This window comes from Acinetobacter sp. Lyrl_1, assembly GCF_051948795.1.
In the GTDB taxonomy this organism is placed as follows: Bacteria; Pseudomonadota; Gammaproteobacteria; order Pseudomonadales; family Moraxellaceae; genus Acinetobacter; species Acinetobacter towneri.
Genome location: NZ_JAYJLK010000012.1, coordinates 23,178 through 48,920, shown reverse-complemented (window position 1 = coordinate 48,920; position 25,743 = coordinate 23,178). Strand labels below are relative to the sequence as shown.

Here is a 25,743-nt window from a genome sequence, read left to right as displayed (position 1 = left end):
TTGATATGGTGCTTTTTTGTGTCTGTAATTTTAGATGTATTTATACATGTGGCAGATTTTGAGTCTAATATTGAAAGGGATGAAATAAAAATGCGAACCGAAGTTCGCATTTTTATATAGGAGCTTTAGCTTTTAAAATTTAACAAAGCTTAGAAGAAGCCCGCAGGTTTAGTTGAATAGCTCACCAACAAGTTTTTGGTTTGTTGATAATGCTCTAACATCATCTTGTGGTTTTCACGGCCAATACCTGATTTTTTATAACCACCGAAAGCTGCATGCGCAGGGTAAATGTGATAACAGTTCGTCCAAACGCGACCCGACTGAATAGCACGACCTGCACGGTAAGAAGTGTGCGCAGAACGTGACCAAACACCTGCCCCTAAACCGTAAATGGTGTCATTGGCAATTTTAATGGCTTCATCGAAGTCTTTAAATGTGGTCACAGAAAGCACTGGGCCAAAAATCTCTTCTTGGAAAATTTTCATGTCGTTGGTGCCTTTGAAAATTGTCGGCTCAATATAGAAACCGCTGCCAACTTCATGACGCTCACCACCACCTGTTAACACTTGTGCACCTTCGGCACGACCTGTCGCAATACAACCCAAGATTTTGTCCTGTTGTTCTTGCGATGCTTGTGCACCAATCATCGTTTCAGTATCAAGCGGGTGACCTGTTTTAATACGTTTAACACGTTCAATGGCTTTTTCAAGGAAACGGTCAGCAATACTTTCCTGCACAAGCGCACGCGATGGACAAGTACAAATTTCACCCTGATTCAGCGCGAACATAGCAAAGCCTTCGAGTGCTTTGTCTAGGTAGTCGTCTTCTTGCGCCATAACATCTTCAAAGAAAAGATTTGGAGATTTACCACCAAGCTCCAAAGTCACTGGAATGATGTTTTCAGTGGCGTATTGCATGATCAATTGACCGACCTGAGTCGAACCTGTGAATGCAATTTTGGCAATACGTGGATTGGTTGCCAATGGGCGACCCACTTCTACACCGTAACCATTGACTACGTTTAGTACGCCAGCAGGCAATAAATCTTGAATCAGTTCGACTAAAACTAAAATGCTGGCAGGGGTTTGCTCTGCAGGTTTAAGTACAATACAGTTACCGGCAGCCAAAGCAGGTGCAAGTTTCCATGTTGCCATTAAAATAGGGAAGTTCCATGGAATAATTTGCCCTACAACGCCCAATGGCTCATGGAAATGATAGGCAATGGTATCTTCATCAATTTCAGAAATTCCGCCTTCTTGGGCACGAATACAGCCCGCAAAATAACGGAAATGGTCAATCGCCAATGGAATGTCGGCAGCCAATGTTTCACGAACAGGCTTACCATTATCCCATGTTTCTGCCACTGCCAATAACTCTAGATTTTGTTCTAAACGATCTGCAATTTTTAACAAAATGTTAGAACGCGTTGTTGGAGATGAGCTGTTCCATTGCGCTTTGGCTTTATGGGCTGCATCTAAAGCCAGTTCAATGTCTTCTGCCGATGAACGTGGGACTTTGGTAAATACTTTGCCATCCACAGGAGAGATATTTTCAAAATATTCACCTTTTACAGGGGCGACCCACTCGCCACCAATAAAGTTTTCGTATTGTGCTTTGAATTGAACTTTTGAACCGGGTTGATTGGGATCTACGTAACGCATAATTCACTTCCTTTGATGGTTTTTTATAATCTGCCGTCATCTTTACCTTTTAGCACAATCCTGTGTCTAAAATCAGGTTAAATTTACGGCTAAGGTATAAGGTACTTTGGTACGCTATTTGTTTAGCATACCAATATAAGGTTGGAAAAAGGTTGGAAAGTTGCAGGTTTACAAGCAATGAACAAATCCTTACAAAAGTAAGCGGTACAATGGATGTAATGCCCACAGGATTGTGAGAATCAATAATGATGAAAAAACAAGACCTATTGGAAAAAAGACAGCATATTGAACAATTTAGACAAAGCAGCAGTTTATCGCCGCTGCATGCGCAGCAAATTCAGCAGAGTATTTTAAAATCATGGCAACGCTCTCAAATTGCTGAAATTCCTGTTGATCGGTTGGCAGCCCCGTTAAATTATAGTCTAACGCATACACATGGTGGTTCGGCCTTACAACGTGCTGTGCAAAACTGTGCAGAAGATTTAAGACATATCGCACAGCAGTCCGACATGGTGGCAGCCGTGGGCGATGTGGGCAGTACAATTATTTGGACGGCAGCGAGCGCGCAAATGCGTAATGTGGCGGAACAGGTGCATTTTGTAGAAGGCGGGCAGTGGCGTGAAGAGTTGGTGGGTACCAATGCTTTGGCTTTGTCACTTAAAACTCAGCAAGCAAGTTGTGTGTTTTCCAGTGAACACTTTATGTCATCGTTACATGACTGGGTTTGTTATGCAGCGCCTATTTTAGACCCTTATTCCAAACAAGTATTGGGTGTAATTGATTTATCGACTACTTGGAAAAACCATAACAGTTTGGGGATGTTGGCAGCAGAACGCTGTGCTTCTTTGATTCAAAATGCACTGCTTGATCAGCAAAAACAGCAGCTTTATATTCGCGCGTTTCGCGTGCCACAGGTGTTATTTAATGGCAAAGTGGTGGTGATGACACCGCGTCAAATTGAAATATTGGTGATTTTAGCACTTTGTCCACAAGGCATGAGTTTAGATACTTTACACCAAGCTCTATATGGTGAGCGTAAAGTCAGTATGGGCACGCTTAAAGCTGAGATGTCTCAATTACGTGATATTCTAGGCGGGATGCTTGGTTCGCGTCCTTACCGAATTTTGGCGCATATAGAAGCCGATTTTTTACAAGCCGAGCAGGCTTTAGATGCTGGTTATGTGCAGTCTGCCTTACAAACGTGTGCAGGAGTATTTTTGGCGAAAACTGAAAGTCCATTTTTATGTGCATGGCGAGATTGCTTAGAATCTCGCCTGAGTGATGCCATTTTTAATGCACAAGATACCGATGTATTGCTAAAACATTTGGCACGCAGCCCTGAAGCGATTGACGCAGTGGAGCGTTTAATTGAATTGATGCCCAAGGGGCATCCTGCACATCAAATTTTATTAAAATACACAGCTTAAGGGATGCATCAAGTCATTTAGCCGTTAATTCACTTCCTTTAGTTCTAGTTTTTAGTTTTATAGCCCCTTGCGGTTTAACCAGTCAAACAAGGACTGATACACTTCCGCACGGACTTCGGGCGCAGAAAGTACCAAATCATGCACACCATTTTCAATTTGGCAAAGCTGAATATCGCCATGCATGTGATGCCCATATTTTTGCATATCTGCAACATTTAAAATTACGTCAGTGCGTTGCGCAATCTCATTCCATTGGCGTGGATAACTACTTTGACTCGCATGCATAATTAAGGTGGGTACACCCAAATGCACACTGGCATGAATTTCTTTTTGCGCTTCATGAATTGCACGTACAAAACTTAATCGCACTTTTGGATAACGCGGTTTCTTCCATTCCAAATTAAATAACCATTCACCATGATATTGTTTGTGTAGACTTGGTACATAAAATGGATTAAGGCGGCTTGGAAATTTCATTTCTGGCAGCAATTTGCCCAATTGGCTCAAACGAGGAATGCCGAATTTTTTCTCAATCTCGCTCATATTGAAATCATAAAAAGGGCTGTTACACCATAAACCACGAATCAGTGGATGATTGGGATGATGTGCTACATATAACGTGGTGATTAATCCACCTGTTGAATGTCCCGCCAAAATTACCGAATCATGTTCTTCTGTGGCAATTTGCTCAAGTGCAGCGGAAATTTCTGCATCATATTCAGACAAGCTGCGCACATTGTACCAATTTTGATGTGACAAATGCGAACGCCCATATTTACGTAAATCTAGGGCATAAAAGTCATAACCATGCTGATTAAACTGGTCTGCCATTTCTGTTTGAAAAAAATAGTCAATAAAACCATGAATATAAAGTACGGCTTTACGGGTTTCCTGTTCGGCTTTTTTGCGTACCAAGGTAGCAATCACTTTGCCTTCATAATCCGAAGGAAAATCCAGCGTCATTTGTTGGTAATCGGCACCCAAAATATCGGGTTGATAGCTTGGTGTTGTTTTTTGTTTTTTACTTAACAGCATAAGGTGTTCGTCATCCATTTTATTTTGACTATATCCTTGATGAGCTGTGCGCATTTGTCAAATTGAATTATGCAAACCCTCTGCATCTAAATCGCTTTAGTTTTATGCTGCGAGTTCATTTTGTTCTGAACAGCAAAAAAAGCAGAACGCATCTGAGATGGTTCTGCCAAAGGGAAGGATAAAAATAAAACAGCAACAGAGGAAAATTGAAAAAAAGGATGGGAGATGCTGAACAAATCTTGATTCACTCAGCAGGAGATTCAAATTACATCGCGGCTTTAAAAATTTCGACCACTTGTGCATGATTGGCTTTACGTGGGTTGGTGAGCATGCAGGCATCTTTTTGTGCATTTTCAGCCATAATCGCCAAGTCATCTTCTTTCACGCCTAACTCTGCTAAACCTGTTGGAATACCAATCGAGCTAGATAGTTCACGAATAGCATCAATCGCGGCATAGGCGGCTTCTGTGGTGGTTAATCCGTCAGTATTGACTCCCATCAATTCTGCAATATCTGCATAACGCTCAGGGCAGGCAATCAGGTTAAATTCGCAAACATGCGGCAGTAAAATTGCATTACAGACGCCGTGCGGCAAGTTGTAGAAACCACCGAGTTGATGCGCCATGGCATGCACATAACCCAATGAGGCATTATTAAATGCCATACCAGCCAAATATTGCGCATAGCTCATGGCATCACGTGCTTCAATATTTTCACCATTTGCCACGGCAGGGCTAAGCCACTGGCTAATCATACGAATAGCTTTTTCAGCGCAGGCATCGGTAATAGGATTGGCTGCAGTTGAAACGTAGGCTTCTACAGCATGGGTTAAGGCATCCATGCCTGTTGCTGCGGTTAAACCTGCAGGTTTGGCAATCATGAGTTTTGGATCATCAATGGCGATGAGTGGTGTGCAGCGCCAATCGACAATTGCCATTTTAACGTGCGTGTCGGTATTGGTAATGATACAGAAACGGGTCATTTCCGATGCTGTACCTGCTGTGGTGTTAATGGCAATTAGTGGAGTCATTGGCACGGTACTTTTATCAATGCCTTCATAATCACGAATATGCCCACCACCTGCGGTAACTAAGCCAATGCCTTTGGCACAGTCGTGTGAAGAACCGCCACCTAAAGACACAATAAAGTCGCATTGATTGGCATTGTAGGCATCGACACCTTTATGTACGTTAATGTCGGTTGGGTTTGGCTCAGCACCTGCAAAGATATGGCTAGCAACGCCTGCTTCGGTGAGATAGCCTGCAATGGTATCGGCTACGCCAAATTTAAACAGTCCTTCATCTGTCACAATCAGGGCTTTTTTAGCACCTAAATTTTGCGCTCTTACGCCAATTTCTTTGGCACAACCAGGGCCGAAGAGAGACACACAAGGAATATAAAAACCGTTGGTTTGATCTGCAATATTTTTAAAAGCCATGCTCAGATTCCTTCTTGCATTGGGTATTGGAATAATGTGTTGTTATCGCGGTGTTGAACCGTGATTTGAGTATTCAATGCTTTGTGGTGAAATCCTACCTACCAAACACCAACCCTATTTTCTGAGTAAATAATGCAAACTAATCAATTGAAATTTATTTGTTTTTTAATGGGTTTTTATTTTTTCTGAAGTTGTGCGCAGGCTATAGGCAAGGGCTTAAATCTTGTTTATAGTGTTTTTGTATCTCTAATTTTAAGGTGTAGATACCGTTCACATAAATTTCAGGTGTAATTCAATTAATAAGTGGCTTAAGCTCGATTGAAGAATTGTCCACTTTTTGCAGATGGAAATAAAAAACAAAAAATAGGGATGTATCACGTGATGGGTCTAGTCGGTGCAATCAAATAAAAATAAGATGACACTTAGATAGACCGCACTTAAGCATGAGGAGCGTATATGCAGCCAATTTGCCAGCATAGCCAGTTGCATGCCGTTGCACAGCAATTGGTTCGTATTTCCAGTGTGGCCGCAGAAATCTATCAAGATCAAATGGATTTGGTTGGACATTTTACAGCACAAAATTTGTTTCGGATCGATCCTTTGCAGCATCGGGTCGAATTGCTGAATGGTCTGTTTAGTCTTGAATTTTATCCGCCAAAATCGCATACAAATTTAATAGAAACTCACTTTGAATTTGCGGGGAAACAGCAAGAAGCATTTGAAGATTTTTTCTTACATGATCTGCATTTTTTGACTGGGGATTTAAAACCGCAGCATTCTTTATTTTTGCGTAATCAGGCGCAGCAATTGCGACAATTGATTCTGCAGCAAGTTTACCTGTGGGTAGATGGTGCAGCACGGGTTAAGCAATTGTTATTGCATTTAGATGCAATGCAGGCACAAATTTTAGATCAGGCATTAATGCAGGCAGACGATCAGTATCAACCAGTATTGACCAAATTTGTGCAGCAAGGGCAGCACATTCCTGAAGATGTTTTAACTAACTTATCGATGCTGTGTGCTTTGGAATTTGTAGAGGGTGAAACCTTTTTGCCAGTGCAAGCACTGATGCAAAGTTATGATGATTTTTGTTTTAGTGCGGCAGAATTTTTACCTAAAGCCATGCATCGTATTTTAAGTATTTCATTTCCTGAACGATTTAATTTGCAGGATTTAATCGATCATCAGGATGATATTCGGTTGTTGTATCGACATGCCGAAGAACATGGGCATTTATTGGGTTTTGCGCGTTTAATGCACCGTGAGGTGTGGCAGCGTTCCGATGCTTTGGCGAAACCGCATTTTTTAAAATCTTGCCCTTTAATTTGGCAAAAGAAAGTCGCCAAACTGCCGTTATTTGATTATCCACGTGCGGTGAATTGGCTGTTTAAACAGTCTGCACAAGTGTTGGATTGGCTTAGTTTAAATATTCATCATACCAGTGTGCGGGTGGCAGTGACTGCGCTCAGTTTTGTCGATTGTAGTCAGGCACATCCACGGATTATTTTGGCAACTTTGCAATATTTTCAATATTCAGCCGCACGTATGTTCATTCAAAGCTGTAATGTATATGCGACACAGCAAGCGTGGTTCGCACATGCGCATAATGTCAGTTTAATGCCGCATGGCGAAAAACAATCGTTGGATGATCCGCGAGTTGCCATTAGTCCTTCTATTTTGTATTTGGATGAGTGGATGACTTTGCTGAAAACCGTGGCACAACATGATGAGCATTTGGTCAAGCATGTATTTCGGCGTTTAAGTCGTGTCATGCAAAGCTATATGTTGTATTTACAGCAAATCACTCAAGATTTACCGACAGCTTTGTTGGACTATATTCAGTCAGAAAGTCAGCAGCAACGTGATTTTTATACGGTATTGCAGCGTTATCAGATTCAGCCTGATGATTTTCGGCAGCGTTTTTATTTACGTGCACACAATACACGTGTTTCGGTATTTGACAGTTATGTGCGCGACTATTTACTGGAATATTTCGTAGCGCATACACATATTCCAAAAAGTTTGAGTTGGTTGGGGTTGTTTCATCAAGCGGTACATTGGCATCAACAAGTGTATAAAGCAGAGCTATTTGCCAAACTGAAAAAAGAAATTCCGTGTAGCACATGGCAGGCGAAAAGCCCGCAGCAAATATTGTACTTTTCAGGTTGGTGTTTTGAAGAACTGACCGATTTAGACCGTATTATTGAAGAATCGAAAAACTTTAAACACTGTTTGGCACTGAGCTATGCCAAAGCCGTGAGTGAAGGACAATATGTGGCGTTTAACATGGCATCACCACATTATGTGCAGCAATTGACCTTGGGCTGTCACTTTAGGAATGGGCAACTTGTGTTTGATCAATTGGAATATCCTAATAATCAAAAAGCAGAACAATTGTTGGTTACCATCGCAGCGCAGTTTATTGCATGGCTGAATCCACAATTACCATCAAAGTCATAAGTTACAAGTCATAAGACAACTGTTGTCGTATTCACGGACTTGAGCCTTAACTTTTGGCTCAAAACTCGTTAGGCTATAGCCGTTCAATCATGGTATAGGTCTTATGAAACAGGAAACTGCACTTAAACTTTTAAAAGCAGGCGAAAATGTCTTTTTAACAGGCTCGGCTGGTGCGGGTAAAACCTATACCCTGAATCAATACATCAATTATTTAAAAGCGCGCAAAGTGCCAGTGGCAATTACGGCATCTACAGGCATTGCTGCAACGCACATGAATGGCATGACCATTCATACATGGGCAGGCATTGGTATTAAAGATTTTTTGTCCGATGCTGACCTGAAAAATATGAAAGAGCGCAAATATCTCAAAGAACATTTAGAAAATGCGCAAGTGCTGATTATTGATGAAATTTCGATGTTGCATGCTAAGCAACTGAATTTGGTCAATCAGGTTTTAAAATATTTTAAAGACAGTGATGACGCTTTTGGTGGTATTCAGGTGATTGTCGCGGGAGATTTTTTCCAGTTACCGCCTGTGGGAAAAAACGATGAGCGCAATCGTGACAAGTTCTGTTTTATGTCAGATGCGTGGGTCGAAGCTAAATTTCGGGTCTGTTATTTAACCGAGCAGCACCGTCAGGGCGATGACTACTTAAATGACATTCTCAATGCGATTCGTGCACAAAGTATTGATCATCAACATATTCAGGCTTTGGAACACACCCGTCATCAAGATATTGGCGACACTTTCACGCGTTTATATACGCACAATATGGATGTGGACAATATCAACTTTAAGCATTTGAATGAAATTGAAACTGAGAGCAAGCAGTTTGATGCCGTGTGTGATGGCAATGAAAAGTTGATTGAAACGCTGAAATCATCGGTACGTGCGCCTGAAATTTTAAATCTAAAAAAACATGCCAAAGTGATGTTTGTTAAAAACAACTTCGATATGGGCTATATCAACGGCAGTTTGGGCGAAGTGATTGGCTTTGAAGAAGATGATGATCACGGCATTTTACCTAAAGTAAAATTGACCGATGGCACAGTATTGTTGGTCGAGCCTGAAACTTGGTCGGTGGATAATGATGCAGGCAAAACCATTGCCAGTTTCCAGCAAATTCCGCTGCGTTTGGCATGGGCAATTACCATCCACAAATCACAAGGTATGACCTTAGAAGCGGCAGAAATCAATCTTAGCCATACTTTTGAAAAAGGGCAGGGTTATGTGGCGTTGTCACGATTAAAATCGTTAAGCGGTTTGCGTTTATTGGGATTTAATAGCCAAGCTTTGGAACTCGACAGTTTAGCGATTAAGGCTGACCGCCGTTTTCAGGAATTGTCTGAAGAAGCTGAAACGCACTATGAGCTGATGGATTTAACACCACAACATAATGCATTTATTCGTCACTGTGGTGGCACGTTGAACGAAACCGAAATTTTGCGCAATGAAAAGAAAATTGCCAAAGGTGGAAAAACCAATTATGCGACTGCCACGTTAGATGAAACCCGCGCTTTATTTGAAGAAGGTTATGATATTCAGGATATTGCAGTAGAGCGAGGTTTAACTCCTGCAACTATTATCAACCATTTGGCACGTTTGCAAAAAGAACAAAATCTGGATATTTCAGTGGCACATCCAGGTGAAGAAGTGGTGGAAGAGGTCCGTAAAATTTATAAGCGATTAATGAAGCGTCAAAATGCAGAGCACTTCAGCGATGATGGCGCAATTAAACTGCGCCCGATTGTTGAAGCGACTAGTCCACGCATGGGCTATGATCAGGTGCGTTTAGCATTGCTGTTTATTCAGTAGTTTAGTCATTTGGATAATGATGACTTATACTGCAATTCTGCATTAAAAATGCCCGCTTAACGTCACATAAAATACTATCGTTTTGAGAAAAACTTCGGTTAAACTGCCATCACTGTAAGCCTTAAAATATAATATTCGGTATGGCATTTACACCGTGGTACACATTTCGAAAATTTGTCTATAACAACTTACACGACGATGACTATGAAACATGGTTTAGTCGTTGCATTAACTATTTTTTAATTTTACTGATTTTAGGCAATGCCAGTGCGGTTATTTTAGAGTCGGTGAATGATGTCTATCTTGCCTATCAGGTATTTTTTGACCATTTTGAAAACTTTTCCATCGCAGTGTTTACGCTTGAATATTTGCTGCGGATTTGGAGTATTGCCGAAAAAGACCCGTTTATTTCGCCGTGGAAACAGCGTGTAAAATGGCTTACCAGCGGTGGGGCAATTATAGATTTGTTGGCGATTCTACCTGCTTATATTAACTTCTTTGTGCATCTAGATTTACGGTTCCTAAGAATTTTACGTTTGCTGCGTTTGTTAAAACTGACACGTTACTTTGTATCATTGCAAATTTTATTAAGAGTGATCGAACGGGAAAAAGGATCATTTCAGGCAGTCATTTTTATTCTCTCTATTATGATTGTGATGTCTGCCGCAGGTGTGTATGTGGTGGAAAGCAAGGCACAGCCTGAAGCCTTTAGCTCAATTCCCGCTTCGATGTGGTGGGCAGTGGTGACTTTAACCACAGTCGGTTATGGCGATGTCACACCAATTACTCCTTGGGGCAGAATTTTAGGTGCGTTAATTACGGTATTGGGTGTCGGCTTGGCAGCATTGCCTGCAGGTATTTTAGCCACAGGTTTAGCCAACGAACTTGAACAACGTAAGCAGCATTTAGGGTTGAAATTTAGAGAGCTATTGCAAAATAGTGAGATTGATCTGTTAAATGATCAAGAAAAAATTGAAGATTTACGCAAACAAGTCGGTTTAACCACTGAGCAAACCCAAGATATTTTATTGCAGTTAATTCGTGAGCGTCGTGAAGAAGAGCTGCGTTTAGAACAGGAGCCTTATAAATACTGCCCACATTGTGGAGAGAAGTTGTCGGAGTAAGCTAATATCTGAACTAGGCAAGCAAAGGGAGGGTGTATGCAATATTCAAAAAATACGATAGCGAAGGCTTTGTTTCTTGCCCCTTTGCCATTACTTTTTTGTATAGCGCTGTTTTTCATCGTTGTGAACCGTGAATATAGCTTTTACGCTATTTCGGTGGTTTTTTTGGGGCATTTGCTCGTGTATTTAGTGTATTGCATTTTAATTGTGCCATTCACTTTTTTACTTTCCCTGCTTTTAAACCGTGACCACGCTTTGAATTTATTGACGATTTGTATCAGTGCTTTTGTTTTCGCTATCCCTTTTTTTATGTTGCTTGGATGGGCACATACAGGTACGGTTTCGAGCGAGTGGTGGAAAATGTATAGTGATATCATTACTATTTTAATGGTCTTACTGCCAAGTGTGTGTTACTGGTTGTTTTTAATGAGATTTAATACAAAAAATAATATAACAGCGAATTAATTCCAGTATTTATTTATCTATTTCGACAATGTGAGTGATGGCTCTAAAAATTTTTAGCAGATGTTCATAGTCAGTATCAACCCATTTTTAATTTATCAAGTTGTTATATCGTTGCAGTTAGATGTCTTACATAGAGTCAAAAGAATTACTGCTTGACCAACTAATCTGCATGCTGAATGCCATACTATTTCTATGGAATTGTATTGATTTCGTAGTAAATATCATCGAATAAAAACTAAGATGAAGAAAACTCATTATTTACATGCTAAGATTAAATTAATTCATTATTAAATTGAATCATGTTTGGCTTTGTTTCTTATTTTGCAAAATAAAAATGCGACCTAGGTCTAAACATGCAGTCAATAACTTGAAAAACTAGGAACAAGCAATGCTTGAAATTCGCCACTTAAAAACGCTATCAGCCCTGCGTGAACATGGTTCTTTGGTTGCTGCCGCCAATGATTTATGTCTGACGCCATCTGCCATTTCTCACCAACTCAAAGAACTAGATCATTGGTATGGCGTAGAAGTGGTGAACCGTCGTAGTCGCCCTGTGACATTTTCCAATGTCGGACAGCGTTTATTGAAACTGGCGGATGATGTCCTGCCACAAATTCAAATCACCCAAACTGATATTACCCGCATTGTGCATGGTCAAACGGGGCGAATTATTTTTTCTTCGGAATGTCATAGTTGCTTTGACTGGTTGATGCCGCTGCTGAATCAATATCGTCAGCAATACCCTGATGTAGATTTAGATTTTGCTTCAGGTTTTGAAGCCAATCCGCATGAATTATTGCAAAACGCAGAATTTGATTTATTGATTACCGCAGACCCGATTGCCTTAAAAGGTATCGAATATTTTCCAATTTTTGAATATGAATCGCGTTTGGTGTTGTCAAATACTCATCCTTTAGTACGTGCCGAGCGCATTACCGTACAGGAGTTGGCAGAAGAAACCCTGATTACCTATCCTGTCGATAAACACCGTTTAGATATTATGTCTAAGCTATTCATTCCAGCCAATATTCAGCCAAAAGCTATTCGTACTACAGATTTAACCCAAATGTTGATTCAACTGGTGGCGAGTGGGCGAGGGATTGGCGCATTGCCAGATTGGGTGGTGAATGAATATGAGCAAAAAGGCTGGGTAACTTCACGTCGTTTAGACTGCGTTGCTGCGGGAGGATTACGCCGTACCTTGTATGCGGGTTATCGTAGCGAAGAAAAAGAAAAGTGCTATTTTGAAGGCTTTTTGAAGCAATTAGAGAAATTTTCCCAAAAACGCACGCAGTATTATTCAAGTTAAAAATCGTACGATCAGCATCGTAAAGAGAATGCTAATTTATCGCTAAAAACACTAAGCTCATCTAAATCTCCACTAAAAACGGTGAGATGTTCTTGCTAAGCTTGCCTTGCGAAAATTAAGGGAGAGCGCAGTGAGTTCGGTACGTTGGCTGACAAAGGATTTGTGGATTGTTGCTGCGGGTTTTATGGCAGCAATGCATATTGGCAAGTTGCCACCGACTGTACCCATCCTACAAGCTGAACTCGGAATTAGTTTGGTTCAGGCAGGTTTTTTGCTGTCTTTGGTACAAGCTGCGGGCATGTCTTTGGCGTTGTTGCTAGGCAGTTATACCGCAAAAATTGGCTTAAAACGCTGTGTACTTTTGGGTTTGTCTTTATTGGCAGGTGCAAGTTTTGTTGGTGGTTTTGTACATAGCTTTTCCGCACTATTAAGTCTGCGTGTAATTGAAGGTTTTGGCTTTTTACTGATTACACTCAGCGGCCCTGCATTTATTCGTCAACTGGTTGCAGTGGAGCAGTTGCCTGCCAAAATGGGGCTGTGGAGTGCCTATATGGGCGGTGGGATGGGTATTGGTTTACTAAGTACGCCGTTTTTACTGACCATCTTGGATTGGCAAGGCGTGTGGATGTGTTTGGGATTGTTATCCTTTGCGCTCGCAATCATCATTTATAAAGCCGTACCGAGTGTGCAGATCAGCACGCAAGCCATTGCCATCTTTGAACTGATTAAAAGCACTTTGAGCCATCCACCCGCATGGATATTGGCTTTGGTTTTTGGTGTTTATGCAGGGCAGTGGTTCAGTTTGGTGGGTTTTTTGCCGACCATTTATCAGCAATATCAAATATCTTTACAAACCGCAGGTGTGCTCACAGCTATGGTTGCAATGGCAAATGCGGTGGGTACATTTGTATGTGGGTTGTTATTACAGCGTGGGCTGAGAGCGCAAGTGTTGATGCAAATGGGTTTTGCGGTATTGATGCTATGCGCACTGAGTTTTTATATTTTGCGTGATGTTTTACCATTCATTGTGCAGTTTTTATTGGTCATCCATTTCTCTTTATTTGGTGGTTTAGTCGCAGCTGTGGTATTTGCGCAAGTACTTAATTTTGCACCACAACCGATTGCGATTAGTACCACCGTAGGTTTGGTGTTGCAGTGCTCGGCAATTTCACAATTTTTATTGCCGCCTGTGGTCGCAGCTATCGTATCTGCCACAGGAACATGGCTTTGGGTTGGTATTTTAATGGCCGTTTTATCTGCAATGGGAATGATATTAACATCTATCTTGTTTCGCAAAGTGGCTTAGATTTGGATGGTTTTTATTGAAATTGGTTGATACAAGACGATGAATTCAAGCAAAACCATCTAAACCAAGCGTCCCTAAATCTATGTTAAGAATAGCCAATAAACAAGGTGAGAATTCCTGCTGCAATCAGTGGTCCCACAGGCACGCCACGTAGCACAGCAACACCTGCGACTGTACCAATCAATAAGCCTGCGACCACATCAGGCTGATTGGTCATGAGCTTGACACCACGCCCGCCTAACCATGCCACAAAAACACCAATTGCAATCGCAAGTAAAGATTTCCAACTCAGGAAAGATTTTAGAATTGCTTCGCCTGGAAGTTTGCCACTGGCAATGGGTGTCAGTACGCCAATGGTGAGAATGATAATGCCCAGATTTAAGCCATGCTGCTGCAATAGTGGGAAAAATTCACTTAGCGGCGTAATTCTAAAAACAATCAGTACTGCTGCGGCAATGGTCACAGCCGTATTTTGGCTAAAAATACCGCATGCGAGTAGAACGATCAGCACCATCAGGTTAAGGTCTAATTGAGAGAGCATGGTGATCCATAAAAGGGGAAATAAATTGGAAAAGTGCAGTTATTGTAATTGTTTTGAACTACAAGCGGGCAAGGTACGCAATGTGTTCAGAATTTACGGTGTATTTGGTTTAGAATAGCAGCAAATATATTTATACTTTTTATCATTAGGTCGCTCATCATGTTGTTGGAAAAAATGTTGCAATCACAAGGCTTTGGATCACGTAAACATTGCCAACAACTCATTAAAAATGGTGCAGTCACCATTATGGGCGAAACCCAGACCAATCCTAAATTCGCGATAAAAATTGCGCCTGAAACGGTTTTGCAATTTTCGGTGTATGGGCAAAATTATCAATATCGTGAAAAGGTCTATATCGCCTTACATAAACCACAAGGCTATGAGTGTTCGCATCAGGCGACCCATCATTTTAGTGTGTTTGACTTGTTTGATGATGTATTGCTGAATCGTGGTTTGCAGTGTGTTGGACGCTTAGATCAGGACACCACAGGGCTGTTATTGCTGACGGATGATGGACAGTTTTTACAAGCATTGACCCATCCTAAAAAGCATGTGGCAAAAGTGTATGCTATGAACACCGCAGACCCGATTAATGCAACACAAATCCAGCAACTTGAGCAGGGTGTCGCATTGCGCAATGAATCAGGGACATTTGCTGCAACAGAGGTACAACAGCTTGCTGAACATGAATTGCAGATGACCATTCATCAAGGTGTTTATCACCAAGTTAAACGTATGCTGGCAGCAGTGGGCAATAAAGTAGAACAATTACATCGTCAGCAAGTTGGTGCATTAAACTTGACTGATTTGGCTTTAGATGTGGGTGAATGGATGTATTTAAGCCCTGAACAAGTCGAATTGGCAAAAAACCGTATGGAATAAATGAGGTTCTGCTGAACTTTCATCAATAGCTTATGATCAATGGCTTACGTCAGATTAAATTTAAACCCTTTGCCTAAAGCCGTAATCGTCAGATCAGGTGACTATTTTAAAAAGCAGTGATAAGTCTGGAATTCATCATCTTTGACAAAGCCCATCTTTTCATACAATTGGTGGGATTGGTAATTACTTTTTTGTGTTTCAAGGCTAATCCGTAGCGCATTTTCATGTCGTGCAAATAAAATTGCAGTATCAATGAGCTGTTTGGCCGAACCTTGTCGTCTAAAAACAGGGGTGACATAAACGTCATCTAAAATATAGTAGGTCGAGCAGGCAACCGAAGAAAAGCCTAAATAAAGTAATACAAATCCAGTGATTTTTTGATCTTTGATATGAATGAAAATCACACTTTCCTGATTTTCAAAACGCTGTTTTAAGAATGCTGCTGAAAGGCTTAAATTCGAGGATGCACCATAAAACTGACGATACTCATCGAACAATACAGCAAGCTGGTCTAAGTCTTCTAAAGTGGCACGTCTTACAATCATTACGATACTCCATGCTTTTTTATTGTCCTTGCATGAAGCATAGCTAAGTTTTTAAAGTAAATTTTTAAAGAATTGTTTAAAAATGCAACACTGTTAATTTTTGTCAGTTTCACCCAAAATTGCATTGAGTTCATCAAACAAGTCTAGATGTTCATCATCCAGTTCAAAATCTTCAACACTATTATTGCCAGTTACAGATGCTTCATTGCTTGGGGTTGCATCCACTAGCGTTGCTTTTTGCTCTTGTTTTAATTTGCGTAACTTAATCAATTGTTCCAGATTAATATTCTGATTTTCAATTGAAAAGGGAATTGATTTAGTCAGCACGACTTGCTTAAAAAACAAACGTACCGCTTGCGCAGGCGTAATCCCCAACTGTTTAAACACAGCAAAGGCTTGTTTTTTCTCTTGAGAGTCCAAGCGTACTTGATAGACTTCAGTTTTTCTCATAATTTTTAATAGAAGGAAATAGATTTAAATTTTAGCAATATTGTAAACAATTCATTTGTAATTTCAATATGACTACAACGAAAATCCACTATTTTGTAATGACAAACATATTACAATGTCAATTCTTGCTGTGCGCTAAAGTGGAATTGTTGCTGGCTAATCGGGTCAAAAAAACTTAAATGCTTGGCAAGCAATTGTAGCGGTGCAGAAAAATCATCTGCTTGTTTGTGCTGTAAAATGGGATAAAACGGGTCGTTCTTAATCGCAATACCTAAGCTATTTAAATGCACACGCAGTTGGTGCTGCTTGCCTGTTGTAGGCTTTAATTCATATTTTGCCCATGTTTGATTATGTTCAAGCAAACGAATTTCTGTTTCGCTGTTAGGTGTGCCTGCCACGACGTGCATCAAATAAAAAGGTTCACCTTTTTCCATGCGTAATTGCACAGTACATGGTAGTGACAAATTAGCTTGATAAGGCGCAATGGCATGGTAGGTTTTTTGCACCTGACGTTCTGCAAATAATTGCTGATACACCGCCCGAGTTTCTGGTTGTTTGGAAAACAGCACCACACCCGCAGTTTCGCGGTCTAAACGATGAATAGGTGTGAGCTGCTCATTCTGTGTTTGTTTTTTTAAGCGTACTAATAGGGTTTCTTGTACATATTGCCCTGTAGGGCTCATGGTCAAAAAATGTGGTTTATCTACAACCAATAAGTGTTCATTTTCAAATAAAACTTGATGCTGAAAAGGCACGGCAACTTCATGCGCTAAAAAACGATAATAAAAAATATCCTGATGTGCGCTATAAGGTGTATCTAAATCTAAACGCTTGCCTTCGGCATCATAAACCAGACCATCCTCAAAGCGTTGCAGCCATTCCTGTGCAGAAATATGGGCAAACTGGGCACATAAATAACGAAAAATTGATTCAGGCTGCGTGCTTAATTTAGGTAAATGCAATTTGCTGGCGCTCACACCATCTAGCATGGGTGGAACAAATGTGTTGGGATGAGTCGACTTCATCTGCAAATTGCTCATATTCAGGTGGGAGAGTTTCTTTTTCATCATATTGGAAATAGCCTAAGCAGCTTGGGTGCTAAGCTTAACAATATTGATCATTGCCTTGTCTAAGCTTGTTATAAATTGTCCACATTTACACAGTTTTATCCATCAGTACATAGGCTTTAAAGCAGTGCGATGCTATCATAATTGGTCTTTTGAATCATGTCGTGAGCGTTATGCAGTATTCATTTAATTTGGTTTTAAATAATGAGCAAGATACCCAAAATCTGGCGCAGGTTTTGGCAACGCATTTTCGTTCGGGTGTGATTTATTTAATTGGTGATTTAGGCGCAGGAAAAACCACTTTATCGCGCTATTTTCTACAGAATTTGGGGCATCAGGGCGCGGTTAAAAGCCCGACTTACACTTTGGTAGAACCTTATCAAATACAAGGACAAGATATTTTTCATTTTGATTTATATCGTTTAAATGATCCTTATGAATTAGAGCTGATGGGCATTCGTGATTATTTAGAAACTCCAAATGCTTTGTTTTTATTTGAATGGCCATCAAAAGGTGGCGATGAAATTCCGCCCGCAGACCTGATCATTGAAATTAAAAAATCGGAAGATGAATTAAGCCGTACTGCAACGCTAAGTTCGTCTTCGGTTGCATTACAACAAGCTTTGGAGCAACAATTTAATCATGCCTAATGATGTGTTAAATCTACGTCGGATCCACACGCTTGAACCTGCCTTAGCCAACCAAATTGCTGCAGGTGAGGTGATTGAACGTCCTGCCTCTGTGGTCAAAGAACTACTAGAAAACTCCATTGATGCAGGTGCAACCGAGCTAATTATTCGGGTGGCACAAGGCGGCAGTACACTCATTGAAATTATTGATAATGGTCGTGGCATTCATGCTGAAGATTTGCCTTTGGCGGTGACTCGTCACGCGACCAGTAAAATTCAAACGGCTGATGATTTACATGCTATTGTCAGTTTAGGCTTTCGTGGTGAAGCACTGGCATCAATTGCAGCAGTATCGCGTTTGACTTTGGTCAGTAGCCAAACTGAAGATGGTGTCGGTTATCAGGTCGAAGTCAATGGCACTGCCTTTGACCATCAAGATATTCAGGCCGTTGCTGCACAAAAAGGCACACATATTCGGGTACAGGATTTATTTTTTAATGTGCCTGCACGACGTAAATTCCTGAAAAAAGCGGGTACAGAATTCGGACATATTGAAGAAATTGTGCGTCGTTTGGCACTGACACATTTCGATATTCGTTTTGTTTTGGAACACAACGACAGCATCAAACTGAATTTACCCATTGCAGACAGTGGCGAATTGCGTTTTCAGCGCGTGCAGCAACTTTTAGGACGAAACTTTGTCGAAAATGCCTATTGGATAGATGCTGACAGTGTCACCATGCACTTATCAGGTTGGTTGGGGCATCCTTCCGATGCACGTTCACAAGCCGATCTGCAATATGTGTATGTGAATGGGCGTATTGTTAAAGACAAGACCATTTCCCATGCTTTACGCATGGCTTATGATGGTATTTTGCATGGGCATCAACATGCGGCATATTTACTGTTTTTAGAAGTTGAACCTGAAAATATTGATGTCAATGTGCATCCAACTAAGCACGAAATCCGCTTTTTAAATCAGCGTGAAGTGCATGAGTTTGTACGGCATTATGCCAAAGAAACCTTGGCACAATTTCAAACTGCAACAGCTGATCTTGCGACCGCAATGAAAGCCGACCCAGTAGAGCAGGCAGCACCTTATGTCGTACAACCACGTTACCAAGAACAATTTCAGCTGCACAAATCTGCGCAGACCAACCCTTTAAATTCATATGAACAAACGGTAGATGCAGATCACGTATCCAATCCAGCAGCATCGGGTACTGATTTACTTACCGAGTTTGATCGTAGCCATCCGCAAACTGTGCAATACGGCCAAGCGATGCAAGGCAGTTATCAAGGCTCACAACAACTGAATAATGCCTTAAAAAGCTATCTCGCACCTTTACGTGATGTCGACCCTCAAGATTCAACTAGCGTAGCGTATGAATCGACGACAGCTGTAGATGAACACCCGCTAGGGATTGCGATTGCACAATTGCACGGTATTTATATTCTGGCGCAAAATAGCGAAGGTTTGATTATTGTCGATATGCATGCAGCACATGAACGTATCGTTTTACAACAGATGAAAGCCGCTTGGGATAAACCTGAATTTTGGACTTCGCAGCAATTGTTGATCCCCAAAGTCATCAGCATTAGCCGTATGCAAGCCATGCGGGTGGATGATTTAAAAGAACAATTGGCACGATTGGGCTTGGAAATAGACCAATATGGTGATGAACAGGTCATTGTGCGCGGTGTGCCCGCGATTTTGCATAAGGCAGATTTTGCTGAGTTAATTCCTGAATTACTGGATGATTTAGATCCGAATGATGAAGCGCAAGCCTTGTTGCAAAAGCGTGATCATATTTTGGCAGGAATGGCATGCCATAGCGCAGTACGTGCACACCGAATGCTGAGCCTTTCTGAAATGAATGCCTTGTTACGTCAAATGGAACAAACTGAATTTGCCAGCCAATGTAATCATGGTCGTCCAACATGGCGTGCTTTTCCATTGGTTCAATTAGATAAACTTTTTGCTCGAGGAGAGTAGTGTTACATGTCAAAACAATTGCCGGTCATCAATTTAATGGGACCAACTGCAAGTGGTAAAACTGCTTTGGCATGTGAACTCTATGAACTAGGTCATTTTGAGCTAATTTCAGTCGATTCTGCGCTGGTTTATCGAGATATGGACATTGGTACAGCCAAGCCGACTAAAGCGGAGCAGGCGCGTTATCCGCACCATTTGATTGATATTATCAGCCCGCTTGAAGTGTATTCTGCTGCGCAATTTGTTGAAGATGCCTGCGCCTTGATTGACGATATGCATGCGCGTGGCAAAACCCCAATTTTAGTGGGCGGAACCATGCTGTATTTTAAGGCATTGCTTGAAGGTTTATCTTCAAATTTACCCAGCGCCAATTACCAAGTACGTGCTGAAATTGAAGATAAAGCCGCGCGTGAAGGTTGGGAAGTTGTATATGCAGAATTATGCGCGGTAGATACATTGGCGGGACAAAAATTTAAAGTGTCCGATAAGCAACGTATTATTCGTGCACTAGAAGTTTATAAATTAACAGGAACGCCAATTACCCAACTGCAAGCGGAACAACCTAAAAATGTACCATATCGTTACACTTTTCATAACCACGCCTTAGTGCCTGATCGGGTAGAATTACATCAGCGTATCGAAAAACGCTTAGAGATTATGTGGGAAATGGGTTTTTTGAATGAGGTGCGTCATCTTATTGAAAAATACGATTTAGATGCAAATTTACCATCCATGCGCTCTGTCGGTTATCGTCAAGCTTTAGAGTTTTTACAAAAAGGTGATGAAAGTCGCGGAAAAATGCAGGAAATGGAGGATAAGGCGCTATTCGCAACACGACAACTTGCGAAACGTCAATATACTTGGCTCAGATCGTTGCAAGAATCGCATAAATTTCACACATATTTTACGATAAAGCAGGCTCAAGAAGACTTGCGAAACTGCTACGGATAAAGCAAAATTTACACACTGTCTTTTTTATAATTTTTAATTGAAAAATAAAGATAGTTTTTGCGCTGATTTTTAATTATTTTTGGAGTTATAACATGTCTAAAGGTCAAACTTTACAAGATCCGTTCTTAAATTCTCTCCGTAAAGAACGTATTCCTGTTTCTATCTTCCTTGTGAACGGTATCAAGCTACAAGGTCATATTGAATCTTTTGACCAATATGTTGTTTTATTGAAAAACACGGTAAGCCAAATGGTTTACAAACATGCAATTTCTACAGTTGTTCCTGCACGTAATCCACGTCCAGCGGGTGCACCAGCAGGCGGTCAAGGCGCAGGCTTTGGTGGTCAAGGTGGCGGCTTCGGTGGTCAAGGTGGTGGCTTCGGTGGTCAAGGCGGCTTCGGTGCTCAAGGTGGTGGCTTTGGCGGTCAAGGTGGCTTCGGTGGTCAAGGTGGTGGCTTCGGTAGTCAAGGTGGTTTCGGTGGTCAAGGCGGCGGCTTCGGTGGTCAAGGTGGCTTCGGTGGTCAAGGTGGCTTCGGTGGCGGTCAAGCAACTGGCGGTTTTGACAACGATTCTAAATTTGAAGAATCTTCAGAAGACGATAACAACCGTTAATTGATCTTCTTAAAAAACCTCTCGAAATGAGAGGTTTTTTTATGTCTATGGTTTTTTTATCAAAGTCGTATTTTGGTAGTGGCTAAGATGAAGTGCATATGGTAAAAAAGCATAAAAAACCAGTGTTGCTACACTGGTTTTAATTTTGGAAATAGCAGAAAACTTAAGCTTAGTTTTTCTTGCGGTCTAAGCTTGGGTCTTTAATTTCTACAAAAGCATTGTTACGTGTTTCACGTAACCAGCTATCCAATTCAGTATCAAACTGGCGTTCACCTAGTATTTGACGTGCCATACGTTCTTGGTATTCACGAGTCATATCTTGCTGGCGTGTATCGGTCACTTGCAGTACATGCCAACCAAACTGGGTTTGGAATGGTGCGCTAATTTCACCTTTTGCAGTATTTTTCATTTGATTTTCAAATTCTGGCACCATCACGCCAGGATTCACCCAGCCTAGACTGCCGCCATCACGTGCAGAGCCAGCGTCATTAGAGAACGTCGCTGCTAAGGTTGCAAAGTCTTCACCCGCTTTTAAACGGTTGTGAATACTGTCAATCATGTGTTTCGCATTTTCAGGGCTTACGACTTCACTTGGCTGAATCAAGATATGTCGAGTTTGATATTGTGGAACTAGTGCACGTTGCTCAGTACTTTTGCGCTCTAAGAGCTTGACCACATGAATACCATCACGGACTTCAATCAGTTCACTGGTTTGACCTACATTTAACGGTGTAATGCGTGCAGCAAGTTCTGCAGGAATATCCGTTAGGTTACGTAAACCCATGTCTGCAGATTGTACGGTTACACCATTGCCTGTGTATTTTTTGCTAATGGCTTGAATATCGTTGCTTTGTGCCAATTCAGCTTTTACTTTTTGCGCAACTTGTGCGGCATTTTCTGCTCCAGAAACACGCACATGCAAAATATGGACTTGGTTGCCTAAGGCAGCCTGACCTTGTGGGGTTTTCAGAAAGTTATCAACGTCTTGATCGCTAATTTGAATACGTGACATCACCACTTGCTGACGCAAACGATTCATAGCTAAATCTTCGGCAATACGATTACGTAAAAACGCATAACTGCCTGGTGCAGATTTATCTAATTTTTGCTGAAAAGTTTCTAGGCTGTTTGCGCCATTTTGCTGTGCAACTTTTAAAACTGCTTCATTTAAAGATTTTTCATCAGCTTTAATGTTATAGCGTTTGACTTGCTCTAATTGCGCTTGGCGTACAATCAGTTGTTCTAAAGCTTGTTGTTCTAAAATGTGTTGTGGTGGAACAGGGCGCTTTTGCATCTCAAGTTGTTGTTTGAGTTCAACCACGCTTTGCGCTAAATCACTTTTTAAAATGACACTATTGTCAACTACAGCCACAATTTGATCATTCGCAGCAAATGCAGGCAGCGCTGCTGTCATGCAAAGTGCTAAGGTTGATGCTTTTAAAAATCGTTTTAACTGTTCTGTCTTCATTAACGTTGTGTCCAAGATTGATTAATTTTATTAAAACCTAAAATACGGTTTTCAAGCAAAGATGCAAGTTTATTATTGAAACCGCCTAAACCTTTCAAATTTAATTCCGCCATAATGGCACGTTTTGGTTTTACACCGGCATCGGTAACATCATCTAAATCGTTATAGTAAGAGCGACCATAGACTGAGATGCCCCAACAGCACGACTCATAGTTCACACCTAGCAAATATTCACGCGCAACGCTGTTGTCTAGGTCATATTGAGCATGACCTAAAATGCGCCAGTTGTTGTGAATAGGTTGAATAAACGATGCCACAACTTGATCATAATGATCTTGACGGTTTGGAATAACACGGCGGTTAATATAACCAAAGCTATATAAGTTGCCTTGATCACCCGTGTAAAGCATATTGACACTGCGCTGTGCATTGTCGCCATTTGACATCCATGCAGCATTGGCACCCACACTAAGGTTTTGGCTTAGCTGACTGGTTAGGCTAACAATTGGCCCAGTACGGTTTTCCGTATTAAATTCGTCTTCGGTATTATCCAGCGTGACACGACGATCTTCAAAGTAAAAACTTTGACCAATTCCTGCTCTAAGGCGTTCTAAACCAATTTCATCAAACAGGCTATAGCTTAAACCCAAAGACAAAAAGTTGTTATCTTCTAAACGGTCATGACCATAGAAACGGTTTGGACTGAACAGCTGGTCATAATTAATAGAAGCGGTTACAGAGTCAAAGTTCGGGTGGTCGTTTTGATTGCGGTACGGTGCATAGGCATAGAACGCGCGCGGGGTGATGGTTTGCAAGAAGCGACCATCTTTTTCAAAGGTAATCCCTGTATCTAAAGTGAATTGCGGAACAGTAACCGACTCACTTTCACTTGAAGAATTATATTGATCTAGCGCGTTTCGAGTGTCTTTGTCGTAGAAGGTGTTGATGTTACGTAACGATACTTCAGGAATTACAAATGACCACGGGTTACGGTAGTTGTAACGTACTGCAAACTCATTATAAATACGTGTACCACTAGGTTCGCCTACATCCAATGCGCCAATATCTTTTTTGAAGTAAGCCGTGTCGTTATTAAATTCGACTTGGAAGCCTTGAGGATTGCCCGTTTTATAGTTCAATAAGAATTGGGGTAAACGTGCATAAGGACGTTTTTCATATTCAATAGATTGATCAAGGGTTTGGAAATCTTCAACTTTGAGCTGTGCTTTTAAACCCGGAATGCCGTTACGATAGTTAAGTTCCCAAGCACGACGTAAATTAAGATCGGTTTTGGAGTTAGGATTATTATTTAAATCGGCAAAGTAATCTTTGTCCGATGCATAGTTATATTCTAAGTTGGTTGAAAATTGTTCGTTGATTTGCCAGCCGTGTAAAAAATGTAAGTCTTTACGGTCTTGGTCATCATATTTGGCATCCGATGCTAAATAACCGCCCCAAATTTTACCTGAACCAAAATTTTCAGTTAAATAACGGAATTCACCTTCTAGCATCGCGCCACGATCGCCAATATAACGCGGGCTAACGGTAGCATCAAAATTCGGTGCTAGGTTCAAATACACAGGTACAGAAAGTTCGACACCACCATCATTGGTAAAACCAAAACTTGGGGTCAAAATACCTGTCGTGCGGCGGTCGTCAATCGGAAAGTTAAAATAAGGCACAGCCATGACCGGTACATTTTTTACATATAGTTTTGTACCGCGTGTTTCACCGCGTCCAGTTTCCTGATTGAGCTTAATTTCGTTGGCTTGAATTTTCCAGGTTGGCGCTTGCTCGGGTGGGCAGGTGCTGTAGGTGGCGTTATTGAGTACCATGGTATTGGTTGAGGTACGTGCAATTTTTTCTGCCATGCCATGCGCATGCTGTTCTTCAGCAATATAAAAACTGTTATTTAAATCGCCTTGCTGAGTTTTAAGGTTGTAGTTAATTTCATCACTTTGCGCAAGTAAACCAGCTTGTGCCATTTGTACACGACCTTCGGCTTTGGCAAAGGTTTGGGTTTGATCAATGGTAATTTTATCGGCGCGAATTTGACGGCCTTGCTGGTCAATCAGGACATTGCCTTCCAAGACGGAATCGCCATTTGGGTCATAGTGACCATAATCGGCAGTAACGGTAGAGGTCGCTTCTGCAGCATCTACGGCAACGGTGCTTGAGCTGATCGGCGTCAGCCAAGCACCTTTGCAATAAGCCGAGCTGGCTGTGTTACCAAATTGTTGTTGCGCTTCGGGCGTTGCTTTATCAACATAATATTGCTCAAAGAATTGCTGACCTGGGTAAGTCTCTTGAATACTTTGTTTAAGCCGTTGGTTGTCAATATGACTGACCGATGAAGCCTGATCTGCTGTCTGTGCATAACTGGAAACAGAGTGACCACATAACAGAGTTAAGACCGCAGTCGCTAAAGGATTAAATTTAAACTGATGCTTCATTTATCTCATCAACCAAGAGTGCTTAATCGCAATTAATTATTGTCGCATCATAGAGAAAAAGCGCAGAAGTAGCTACACTTAGCACTTTAAAAACTCAGCCTGTATTAGA

General features: G+C 41.2%; 21 protein-coding genes. 12 read left to right on the top strand and 9 right to left on the bottom strand.

From position 1 onward, the window contains the following. Positions 1–149: 149 nt before the first annotated feature. The gene (gene exaC / locus VF675_RS06095) at positions 150–1,661 is read right to left on the bottom strand and encodes an acetaldehyde dehydrogenase ExaC (protein ID WP_019837400.1); all 1,512 of its coding nucleotides are present in this window, start codon (positions 1,659–1,661) and stop codon (positions 150–152) included. Between the two features lie 245 nt (positions 1,662–1,906). Between exaC and VF675_RS06090 the strand changes: the two genes are divergently transcribed. Next, on the top strand, positions 1,907–3,088 hold the full coding sequence (locus VF675_RS06090; protein ID WP_070155198.1) for a transcriptional regulator: 1,182 nt from the start codon (positions 1,907–1,909) through the stop codon (positions 3,086–3,088). Positions 3,089–3,145: 57 nt separating this feature from the next. Here the strand turns inward: VF675_RS06090 and VF675_RS06085 are convergent, their stop codons facing one another. Further along, complete coding sequence (locus tag VF675_RS06085; protein WP_323712825.1) at positions 3,146–4,141, bottom strand: alpha/beta hydrolase; 996 nt, start codon at positions 4,139–4,141, stop codon at positions 3,146–3,148. A 247-nt stretch (positions 4,142–4,388) separates the two neighbouring features. After that, the gene (gene mdh / locus VF675_RS06080) at positions 4,389–5,561 is read right to left on the bottom strand and encodes an iron-dependent methanol dehydrogenase (RefSeq protein ID WP_004976867.1); all 1,173 of its coding nucleotides are present in this window, start codon (positions 5,559–5,561) and stop codon (positions 4,389–4,391) included. Between the two features lie 456 nt (positions 5,562–6,017). On the opposite strand from mdh, the gene VF675_RS06075 reads away from it, so the two are divergent. From VF675_RS06075 to VF675_RS06050, 6 genes are all read left to right on the top strand, one after another. After that, positions 6,018–8,021, top strand: coding sequence for a hypothetical protein (locus VF675_RS06075; RefSeq protein ID WP_440204939.1), 2,004 nt, complete (start codon positions 6,018–6,020; stop codon positions 8,019–8,021). Between the two features lie 103 nt (positions 8,022–8,124). Further along, entirely contained in the window at positions 8,125–9,837 is a 1,713-nt protein-coding gene (locus VF675_RS06070; protein ID WP_136144566.1) for an AAA family ATPase, read from the top strand. A 140-nt stretch (positions 9,838–9,977) separates the two neighbouring features. Further along, on the top strand, positions 9,978–10,961 hold the full coding sequence (locus tag VF675_RS06065) for an ion transporter (protein WP_096901190.1): 984 nt from the start codon (positions 9,978–9,980) through the stop codon (positions 10,959–10,961). Positions 10,962–10,997: 36 nt separating this feature from the next. Then, on the top strand, positions 10,998–11,426 hold the full coding sequence (locus VF675_RS06060) for a hypothetical protein (RefSeq protein WP_440204938.1): 429 nt from the start codon (positions 10,998–11,000) through the stop codon (positions 11,424–11,426). A 388-nt stretch (positions 11,427–11,814) separates the two neighbouring features. Beyond that, positions 11,815–12,735: a LysR family transcriptional regulator gene (locus VF675_RS06055; protein WP_131261626.1), complete on the top strand. Its 921-nt coding sequence runs from the start codon at positions 11,815–11,817 to the stop codon at positions 12,733–12,735. A 130-nt stretch (positions 12,736–12,865) separates the two neighbouring features. Then, positions 12,866–14,041: an MFS transporter gene (locus VF675_RS06050; RefSeq protein WP_179988719.1), complete on the top strand. Its 1,176-nt coding sequence runs from the start codon at positions 12,866–12,868 to the stop codon at positions 14,039–14,041. 85 nt (positions 14,042–14,126) lie between these two features. Here VF675_RS06050 and VF675_RS06045 read toward each other — a convergent pair whose 3' ends face one another. After that, positions 14,127–14,582, bottom strand: a complete 456-nt coding sequence (locus VF675_RS06045) for a DUF441 domain-containing protein (protein WP_004976854.1) — start codon at positions 14,580–14,582, stop codon at positions 14,127–14,129. Between the two features lie 159 nt (positions 14,583–14,741). On the opposite strand from VF675_RS06045, the gene VF675_RS06040 reads away from it, so the two are divergent. Beyond that, positions 14,742–15,464, top strand: a complete 723-nt coding sequence (locus VF675_RS06040) for a pseudouridine synthase (protein ID WP_440204937.1) — start codon at positions 14,742–14,744, stop codon at positions 15,462–15,464. Between the two features lie 101 nt (positions 15,465–15,565). On the opposite strand, the gene VF675_RS06035 is transcribed toward VF675_RS06040, so the two are convergent. The 3 genes from VF675_RS06035 to VF675_RS06025 form a co-directional block, all read right to left on the bottom strand. Continuing rightward, a complete protein-coding gene (locus tag VF675_RS06035) occupies positions 15,566–16,009 on the bottom strand; it encodes a GNAT family N-acetyltransferase (RefSeq protein WP_004976850.1) in 444 nt (147 codons plus the stop codon). Between the two features lie 93 nt (positions 16,010–16,102). Beyond that, entirely contained in the window at positions 16,103–16,459 is a 357-nt protein-coding gene (locus VF675_RS06030; protein ID WP_004976848.1) for a type II toxin-antitoxin system RelB/DinJ family antitoxin, read from the bottom strand. Positions 16,460–16,569: 110 nt separating this feature from the next. Continuing rightward, positions 16,570–17,484 carry a pseudouridine synthase gene (locus tag VF675_RS06025; protein ID WP_154320807.1) on the bottom strand — a complete coding sequence of 305 codons (915 nt, stop codon included), beginning with the start codon at positions 17,482–17,484 and terminating at the stop codon, positions 16,570–16,572. 215 nt (positions 17,485–17,699) lie between these two features. Between VF675_RS06025 and tsaE the strand changes: the two genes are divergently transcribed. From tsaE to hfq, 4 genes are all read left to right on the top strand, one after another. Then, a complete protein-coding gene (gene tsaE, locus VF675_RS06020; RefSeq protein WP_440204944.1) occupies positions 17,700–18,176 on the top strand; it encodes a tRNA (adenosine(37)-N6)-threonylcarbamoyltransferase complex ATPase subunit type 1 TsaE in 477 nt (158 codons plus the stop codon). Then, positions 18,169–20,151 carry a DNA mismatch repair endonuclease MutL gene (mutL, locus tag VF675_RS06015; RefSeq protein ID WP_440204936.1) on the top strand — a complete coding sequence of 661 codons (1,983 nt, stop codon included), beginning with the start codon at positions 18,169–18,171 and terminating at the stop codon, positions 20,149–20,151. Before tsaE ends, mutL begins: the two co-directional genes overlap by 8 nt. 6 nt (positions 20,152–20,157) lie before the next feature. Next, positions 20,158–21,102, top strand: coding sequence for a tRNA (adenosine(37)-N6)-dimethylallyltransferase MiaA (miaA, locus tag VF675_RS06010; protein ID WP_440204935.1), 945 nt, complete (start codon positions 20,158–20,160; stop codon positions 21,100–21,102). Between the two features lie 92 nt (positions 21,103–21,194). Next, on the top strand, positions 21,195–21,713 hold the full coding sequence (hfq, locus tag VF675_RS06005) for an RNA chaperone Hfq (protein ID WP_154320804.1): 519 nt from the start codon (positions 21,195–21,197) through the stop codon (positions 21,711–21,713). Between the two features lie 169 nt (positions 21,714–21,882). Here the strand turns inward: hfq and VF675_RS06000 are convergent, their stop codons facing one another. Next, the gene (locus tag VF675_RS06000) at positions 21,883–23,181 is read right to left on the bottom strand and encodes a peptidylprolyl isomerase (protein ID WP_278517477.1); all 1,299 of its coding nucleotides are present in this window, start codon (positions 23,179–23,181) and stop codon (positions 21,883–21,885) included. Then, entirely contained in the window at positions 23,181–25,634 is a 2,454-nt protein-coding gene (locus VF675_RS05995; protein WP_440204934.1) for an LPS-assembly protein LptD, read from the bottom strand. Before VF675_RS05995 ends, VF675_RS06000 begins: the two co-directional genes overlap by 1 nt. Between the last annotated feature and the right edge of the window lie 109 nt (positions 25,635–25,743).

Excerpts from the sequence above, each read along its gene's own strand:
- VF675_RS06025 (WP_154320807.1), bottom strand. The coding sequence starts at position 17,484 with ATGAAGTCGACTCATCCCAACACATTTGTTCCACCCATGCTAGATGGT.
- VF675_RS06045 (WP_004976854.1), bottom strand. The coding sequence starts at position 14,582 with ATGCTCTCTCAATTAGACCTTAACCTGATGGTGCTGATCGTTCTACTC.
- VF675_RS06040 (WP_440204937.1), top strand. The coding sequence starts at position 14,742 with ATGTTGTTGGAAAAAATGTTGCAATCACAAGGCTTTGGATCACGTAAA.
- mdh (WP_004976867.1), bottom strand. The coding sequence starts at position 5,561 with ATGGCTTTTAAAAATATTGCAGATCAAACCAACGGTTTTTATATTCCT.
- miaA (WP_440204935.1), top strand. The coding sequence starts at position 20,158 with ATGTCAAAACAATTGCCGGTCATCAATTTAATGGGACCAACTGCAAGT.
- VF675_RS06070 (WP_136144566.1), top strand. The coding sequence starts at position 8,125 with ATGAAACAGGAAACTGCACTTAAACTTTTAAAAGCAGGCGAAAATGTC.
- VF675_RS06060 (WP_440204938.1), top strand. The coding sequence starts at position 10,998 with ATGCAATATTCAAAAAATACGATAGCGAAGGCTTTGTTTCTTGCCCCT.
- tsaE (WP_440204944.1), top strand. The coding sequence starts at position 17,700 with ATGCAGTATTCATTTAATTTGGTTTTAAATAATGAGCAAGATACCCAA.
- VF675_RS06090 (WP_070155198.1), top strand. The coding sequence starts at position 1,907 with ATGATGAAAAAACAAGACCTATTGGAAAAAAGACAGCATATTGAACAA.
- hfq (WP_154320804.1), top strand. The coding sequence starts at position 21,195 with ATGTCTAAAGGTCAAACTTTACAAGATCCGTTCTTAAATTCTCTCCGT.
- VF675_RS06030 (WP_004976848.1), bottom strand. The coding sequence starts at position 16,459 with ATGAGAAAAACTGAAGTCTATCAAGTACGCTTGGACTCTCAAGAGAAA.
- VF675_RS06035 (WP_004976850.1), bottom strand. The coding sequence starts at position 16,009 with ATGATTGTAAGACGTGCCACTTTAGAAGACTTAGACCAGCTTGCTGTA.
- VF675_RS06065 (WP_096901190.1), top strand. The coding sequence starts at position 9,978 with ATGGCATTTACACCGTGGTACACATTTCGAAAATTTGTCTATAACAAC.
- VF675_RS06055 (WP_131261626.1), top strand. The coding sequence starts at position 11,815 with ATGCTTGAAATTCGCCACTTAAAAACGCTATCAGCCCTGCGTGAACAT.
- VF675_RS06075 (WP_440204939.1), top strand. The coding sequence starts at position 6,018 with ATGCAGCCAATTTGCCAGCATAGCCAGTTGCATGCCGTTGCACAGCAA.
- exaC (WP_019837400.1), bottom strand. The coding sequence starts at position 1,661 with ATGCGTTACGTAGATCCCAATCAACCCGGTTCAAAAGTTCAATTCAAA.
- VF675_RS05995 (WP_440204934.1), bottom strand. The coding sequence starts at position 25,634 with ATGAAGCATCAGTTTAAATTTAATCCTTTAGCGACTGCGGTCTTAACT.
- mutL (WP_440204936.1), top strand. The coding sequence starts at position 18,169 with ATGCCTAATGATGTGTTAAATCTACGTCGGATCCACACGCTTGAACCT.
- VF675_RS06000 (WP_278517477.1), bottom strand. The coding sequence starts at position 23,181 with ATGAAGACAGAACAGTTAAAACGATTTTTAAAAGCATCAACCTTAGCA.
- VF675_RS06085 (WP_323712825.1), bottom strand. The coding sequence starts at position 4,141 with ATGGATGACGAACACCTTATGCTGTTAAGTAAAAAACAAAAAACAACA.